Source organism: Elioraea tepidiphila DSM 17972, from assembly GCF_000378465.1.
In the GTDB taxonomy this organism is placed as follows: domain Bacteria; phylum Pseudomonadota; class Alphaproteobacteria; order Acetobacterales; family Acetobacteraceae; genus Elioraea; species Elioraea tepidiphila.
This window is the reverse complement of the sequence record NZ_KB899927.1, coordinates 40781-46943: the sequence shown is the minus strand read 5'-3', so window position 1 is coordinate 46943 and position 6163 is coordinate 40781. Positions and strand designations below refer to the sequence as shown.

General features: G+C 66.9%; 5 protein-coding genes. 1 reads left to right on the top strand and 4 read right to left on the bottom strand.

Going from position 1 to position 6163, the window contains the following annotated elements; all coding sequences use genetic code 11:
- A partial coding sequence (locus F563_RS25380) for a hypothetical protein (RefSeq protein WP_211211434.1) occupies nt 1–239 on the bottom strand: 239 nt, incomplete at its 3' end.
- Between the two features lie 41 nt (nt 240–280).
- Here F563_RS25380 and F563_RS0114185 point away from each other — a divergent pair.
- Entirely contained in the window at nt 281–2506 is a 2226-nt protein-coding gene (locus F563_RS0114185; RefSeq protein WP_019015345.1) for an FG-GAP repeat domain-containing protein, read from the top strand.
- A gap of 232 nt (nt 2507–2738) precedes the next feature.
- Here F563_RS0114185 and F563_RS0114180 read toward each other — a convergent pair whose 3' ends face one another.
- Genes F563_RS0114180 through F563_RS0114170 form a run of 3 tightly spaced genes read right to left on the bottom strand, consistent with a single transcriptional unit; the run spans nt 2739 to nt 6162 of the window.
- A complete protein-coding gene (locus F563_RS0114180; protein WP_035575337.1) occupies nt 2739–3737 on the bottom strand; it encodes a dimethylarginine dimethylaminohydrolase family protein in 999 nt (332 codons plus the stop codon).
- Between the two features lie 38 nt (nt 3738–3775).
- A complete protein-coding gene (locus tag F563_RS0114175; RefSeq protein ID WP_019015343.1) occupies nt 3776–5377 on the bottom strand; it encodes a zinc-binding metallopeptidase family protein in 1602 nt (533 codons plus the stop codon).
- The gene (locus F563_RS0114170) at nt 5374–6162 is read right to left on the bottom strand and encodes an ABC transporter permease (RefSeq protein ID WP_019015342.1); all 789 of its coding nucleotides are present in this window, start codon (nt 6160–6162) and stop codon (nt 5374–5376) included. The genes F563_RS0114175 and F563_RS0114170 overlap by 4 nt, the downstream gene beginning before the upstream one ends.
- Nucleotide 6163: the final 1 nt, after the last annotated feature.

Sequence of the window (6163 nt, the reverse complement as noted above, 5' to 3'; positions counted from 1 at the left end):
GCCGCCACGCGATCGAACGCATGGTCCGTCGGCTCGCGGCGACCCGCCTCGCCGCAGTCCGACACCGAGGGTCGACCAGAGGGCACATCGCCGCCATTGCAGCGTCGTGCCTGTGAATCCGGATCGTGGGCAGCCGTCCGAAACACCAGCCCAATCAAGAGGCAGGGCGACGCAATCATCGCGTTCTGATTGCGAGGAGCGCATCCAAATGTTAAGTTTTTTTCCATCATTGCGATCATATCCGCCGCCTGCCAGTGGCGTGAGAAAAAGGTTCAGCTCGATGGTGAATATCTCGTGGTTCGATGAGTTCCTTGGAGTCGCCCTGTGGAACGATTACTCCGTAGCCACGAGTGGGACAGGAAACATCCGGCTTTCTGCCAACCCTTCCATCGGCGGCTGGCTCGCCCTGGGCGCCGGGCCGGCGGGTGCCGGGGCGGCACAGCTCCGCTATGTCACTCCGGCTGACACGGGGTACGACGGGCTGGGTTGGGCCACCTTCGGTGAGCAGCGACTCCTGATCAGCACCATCCTGAACATCGATCTCACGATCGGCTTCGTTTCTATCGACAATCCGTCGAACGTCGCCGGCGCCCTGCTCTACCGCGCCGATCTTGGCCAGTGGATCTTCCAGACCGGCGCCGACGGCCAGTACACGAACATCGCGACCGACTGGCTGCACACGCCTGGCGAGACCTTCACCGTCAGGGTCGAGACAGGCATCGGCTACTCGGCCGCCTTCATCGACGGTGTCGAAGTGGCTCGGTCCATCACCAACCTGCCAAGCGACGAACGGGTCGCCTGGGATACGCAGCTGTGGAACAAGGCCTACGCCGGCGGCTACTCCGCGCCGACGGTCTGGGTGGACTACCTCTGGGTCGAGCACGACAACACCTCGGACCCGGTGATCGGGCCGATCGAGACCGCGGGATGGCATGACGAGTTCAGTTCGCCAACGCTTGCCCCGCAATACTGGGTGTCGCGAGCCGGTTCCGGAACGGTGGGTCTTGCCTCGTTCGGCGACTGGCTGGAGCTGTTTGCCAGTTCGACCGAGGCGGGCACGGCGCGGATCCGGCTGGGCGAAGACCCGGCCGTCAGCCCGCACGATGCGATGAACTGGTTTCCCGCCCTGGGGGCCGTAGGGGAACAGCGGGTCGTTGTGAACACGACCCAGGGTCTGCACCTCACGATCGGCTGGGTCTCGCGCGATGATCCCATCAATGTCGGCGGCGCCCTGCTCTATCGGGCAGACCGGCAGGAATGGTTTTTTCAGACCATCAGCAATAACGAATACAATAACGTTTCCACCGGATTCAATCACATCCCCGGGGTTCCGTTCACGGTGCGGATCGAGACCGGTGACGGCATCGCGATCGCCTTTATCGACGGCGTCGAGGCGGCGCGGTCGGAGATCGGTGTGCCGAGCGATCTCCCTTATGCCTGGGAGAACCAGTTGTGGAGCTTCCCCGACGACACGCCCGATGTGTCGCCGGCCATGTGGATCGACTACATGCGGGTGGAGCAGGATCGCGGGACCGTGTTCAACAAGCCGGTTTCCGAGGACAACTGGATCACCGGCACGCGCTCCGGACACCTGCTGAACGTCAGCCCGACCTGGCAGATCGTCGGCGTCGGCGATTTCAACAACGACGGCACCGACGATGTTCTGCTCCGCAGCAGCTTCGACGGCACGGTGGCCGTGCGATGGTCCAGGGATGGTTTCATCACCAACCACAGCACGCTCTACCTGGGCGCCCCGACGACCTGGCAGATCCAGGGCGTGGGCGACTTCAACGGCGACGGTTTCGACGACATCGTGCTGAGGAGCAGCATCGACGGCACCGTCGCGACCTGGACGATCAAGGATGGCCGCATCGCGCGTGAGGCGATTGTTCACCGCAACACCGATCCTGTCTGGCAATTGCAGGGCGTGGGTGACTTCAATGGCGATGGCACATCCGATCTGTTGTTACGCAGCGCATCGAGTGGCACCATCGTGGTTTGGCTGATGAACAATGGCTCCTTCGCCAGCCAGACGGTGATCCACAAGAACACCGATCTGACGTGGAAGATCGTCGGTGTCGGCAACTTCAACGGCGATACCTACGATGACATCCTGCTCCGGAGCAGCGCGAGCGGCACGGTGGTGACGTGGAGCATCAACAACGGCGGTTTCGCCGGGCAGAAGATCGTCGAAAGGAACCTCAGCTTCGACATGGCCGTTCGGGGCATCTCCGATGTCAATGGAGACGGGATCGACGATCTCTTCATGTGGAACCAGTCGATCAACAGGCTGGAGGTCTGGAGCATGCAGGACAGCACCGCCGCCGCACGCAATGTGCTGGCGGACGAAGCGGGTGCGCTCTGGAACGTGGCCGCTGTCGGCGACTTCAATGGCAATGGCGGCAGCGACGTCCTCTGGAGGAACAGCTTGAACGCACAGGTGGTGCCCTGGGACATATCGTCGAACGCGCAAGGCATCGACCCGTGGGATTTCTTTGTCGTTTGAGGCCGGCGGTCGAAATGCGCCATGGCTGATGCCTGAGATCCGCCACGTCACGAGAACGCCTGCGTGAGACGGTTCGGTCTTCGATCGGCCCCCTGGCTGCCGACGGCAGGCAAGGACGGCCGGCGTGCCCCGGACCAGGAGCGGCACGGCGATCGCCACCGGCGCCATCCACGCGGGATGCAGAATGGCATCGCCGGCCGCCCCGCCGCGCTCGTGCGAGGCGGCTCGCCCGCTAGATCGGGTCGCGCACCAGCGGCGCGGTCGAGCAGTGGATGCCGCCCCCGCCCTGGTAGACCGCGCTGTAGGGCACGATCCGCACGCTGATCCCCGCCTTGTCCAGCGCCTCGGCCGTGTAGGGGCTGACGGCATCCGCCATCAGCACGCGCCCGGGCGCGACCGCGAGGCAGTTGATGGTCCACACCGGATCCTCGGGATGCACCTCGATGGTGCGGATCCTCATCTCCTTCAGCTTCTCGAGGAACCAGAACGGCAGCTGCACCGGGTTGATGATCGCGGTGTCCACGTCGATCATCACGAAGGCGCCGTCGATGTGCAGGCGATAGCCCGTCAGGTGCACGCGCAAGAGCTCCACGCCCTGCACGCGCAGCACCTCCTCGACCTGATCGGCACCCGCCTCGTTCACACGTGACGAGATCCCCACCACGGCGACCTTGGGCGTGATGAAGGCGAAGGACCCGCCCTCCATGATGCCGGTGCCGTGGATGGTGCGCAGGATCGGCATGCCGAGACGCGCGAGCGTGGCGGTCGCCGGTGCCTCCTCGCCGCGGCGGATCGGCGCGCCCATCCGGCAGACGATCGCCCCGCCATCGACCGCGATCACCTGATCGCGCGTGTAGACCGACTTCATCTTCCCCGGCGCGCAGCGGTCGAGGAACACGACCTCCACCCCCTCCTCGCGCAGCGCGGCGACCAGCGCGTCATGCTGGGCCTGCTGGGTGGCGATGTCGGGGATCTCGCGGCCGCGCCAGTACCAGCCCGTTTCGGTGTCGCCATAGGCGCCGAGATGCTCGATGCGCTTGGCCGGATCGACCATCTTCAGCTCGTCGCCCGGGCGGTGCATCAGCACCACGCGCAGCCGGCCCACGTCGTTGGTGCAGCCCCAGCGCCGCCCCCACACCGCCTGCTGCTCGCTTGCGTCCTCAAAGCCCGGGCTGGGGCGCGAGGCGAAGGTCTTGATCAGCATGTTGTAGCGGTATTCGCCCTCGGTCATGATCGACACGACCGGTCCTCCTTCGTGTTGTTGCGATGTCAGCGTGGCGCGGGGATCGTGTATTCGGGGCCGCGCGCGGTCTCGACGTATTCCGGCCAGCGGTAGTGGATCGGCGCGGCGAAGTCCTTCGGCAGCAGCGGCGCGAGCCAGCGTGATCCGCCGATGCCGCCGCCGGTGCGCTCGACGAACTCCGCGCGCGCCCGCTCGATCAGCGCGGGCCGTTCGAGCAGCCCGACGAAGGTCGCGCCCGTCACCTCCGCCGCCTTCAGCCACATCGGATCGATGCAGGCCGGGTGCCCGCCCATCGCGTAGCGCGTCCAGTCCGGCCAGTTCCGCCCCGGCGCATCGACGCGAAGCTGCGCCCGCCCGACATAGAGCCGCGCGGTCGGGCAGTGCCAGGTCCAGTCGGTGTAGTCGTCGGAGGTGTAGTTCTTCTGCCAGGGCGGCAGATGCGCGCGCAGCGCGGCCTCGGCGTCCTGCGGCGTGCAGAGGCGAAGGATTTCGGGAGGGAACGGATCGGGCACGGGTGAGGCGCCGCAGGCCGCGCGCAACTCGTTCGCGAACGCGACCGCCTCCGCCGAATAGCGCGGCGGGCCGAGGGCGGCGAACACGTCGAAGGTCGCCTGGGCGATCGCGTGATTCGGCAGGCCCGGCCGCGTCTTGGTCACCCAGTCCTTGCGCACCGTGCAGTGCGTCATCGCCGCGACGTGGTCGGCGTTGCGGTCCAGCACCGTCCAGACCCGCTCCTGCATCTCGATCGTCGGTGCGCGGAGCGCGTACTGGATCACCGCGAGCCCAGGCGGCAGGTTGTCGGCCGTCGCCTGCCCGGCCTGGAGGATCGCCTCGTTCAGCGACCAAGCCCCCTGGTGCGGCAGCATGTTCTCCTTGAGATACTTCGCCGAGGTGTACATCAGGCACACCGCGTCGATCGCGCCGGGCGCGCGGCTCACCGAGTGCGAGGAGTGCACGCCCGTGCGCGCGATCGAGGACGACCAGGTCTCCGGCTCCAGGCACTCGAAGGTGTAGATGCGCGACCAGTAGGTGGCGCAATGCGTGTCCCACAGGCAGGAATTCGCGAGCGACAGGAACGAGGTCGGGTGCCAGGAGATCGCCGCGGTGAAGTGGTCGTAGTAGCCGTGCGCGGCATGCACCGGCTTGGAGCCGCACATCTTCTCGGCCGGCTCGCCCATCAGCACCAGCGTGCCCTTGAGGCCGTGTCGCTCCATCGCGTGCCTGGCCGCGAGCGTGCCGGCGAGCGCGCCGATGCCGAGCGCGGAGTGCGGATCGGTGTGGCCAGCCGTGTGCGGATGCGTGCCCGCGCGCGGCTCGCGGCGCGCCACCGGCTCCTGGCTCGTGCCCGGAACCGCGTCGTACTCGGCGATGTTGGCGAGCACCGGTGCGCCATCGGGCGTGCCCGGCGCGGTCCAGGTGGCGCGGAACGCCGTCGGCATCCCGGCCGCCCCCGCCTCCACCGTGAAGCCCTCGCGCCGGAGCCGCTCGACGAACCACGCCGCCGAGCGGTACTCGCGCCAGGAGGGTTCGGCGAGGCGCCAGAGATGCAGGTGGTCCGCCGACAGTGACGCCGCGTGCGCGGCCACCCACCCGGCCGCGTCGCGCTGCGCCGCGCTCAGCTCCGTCATCGTTCCCGCTTCCTCCTCAGCCACAGATCGCCCGCGAGCATCAGCATCGACAGCAGGATCATCACGCAGGCCGCCACCGCCATCACCGGGTCGAGATTCTCGTTGATGCCGTCCCATATCCGCCGCGGCAGCGTGAACAGCGCGCGGCTCGCGATGAACAGGATCAGCACCGCCTCGTCCCAGGAATGGATGAAGGCGAAGATCGCGCCCGAGGCGATGCCCGGCATCACCCGCGGCATGATCACCCAGCGCAGCGTCTGCGACAGGTTGGCGCCCATGCTGCGCGCCGCCTGTTCGAGCCTGGGGTCGAAATTCGCGAGCGTCGCCGTGACCGTGATCACCACGTAGGGGATGCCGGTCACGCCGTGCACCAGGATGATGCCGAGATAGGTGTCGAGCAGGTCGAGCCGGATCCAGAGCCGGTAGATGCCGAGCGCATAGACGATCGAGGGCACGATGATCGGCAGCAGCATCAGCACGCGCACGAGATCGGTCAGCCGCGTCGAGAGCTTCCAGCAGCCGATCGCGCAGAGCGTGCCCGAGGTCACCGCCAGCACGGTCGAGAACACCGCGATCACCAGGCTCTGCCACGTGCTGGTGAGCCAGCGTTCGGAGGTGAAGAACGTGACGTAGTGCTGGAGGCTCGGCGCCTCGTAGGGCAGCGAGAGGAAACGCTGGTCGGTCACGCTGAGCGGGAAGACGATGCTGATCGGCAGCAGCAGGAACAGCAGCACCGACCAGGCGAGCACATTGGCGACGGGGCCAGCCTGGGCGGAGCGGTCCATC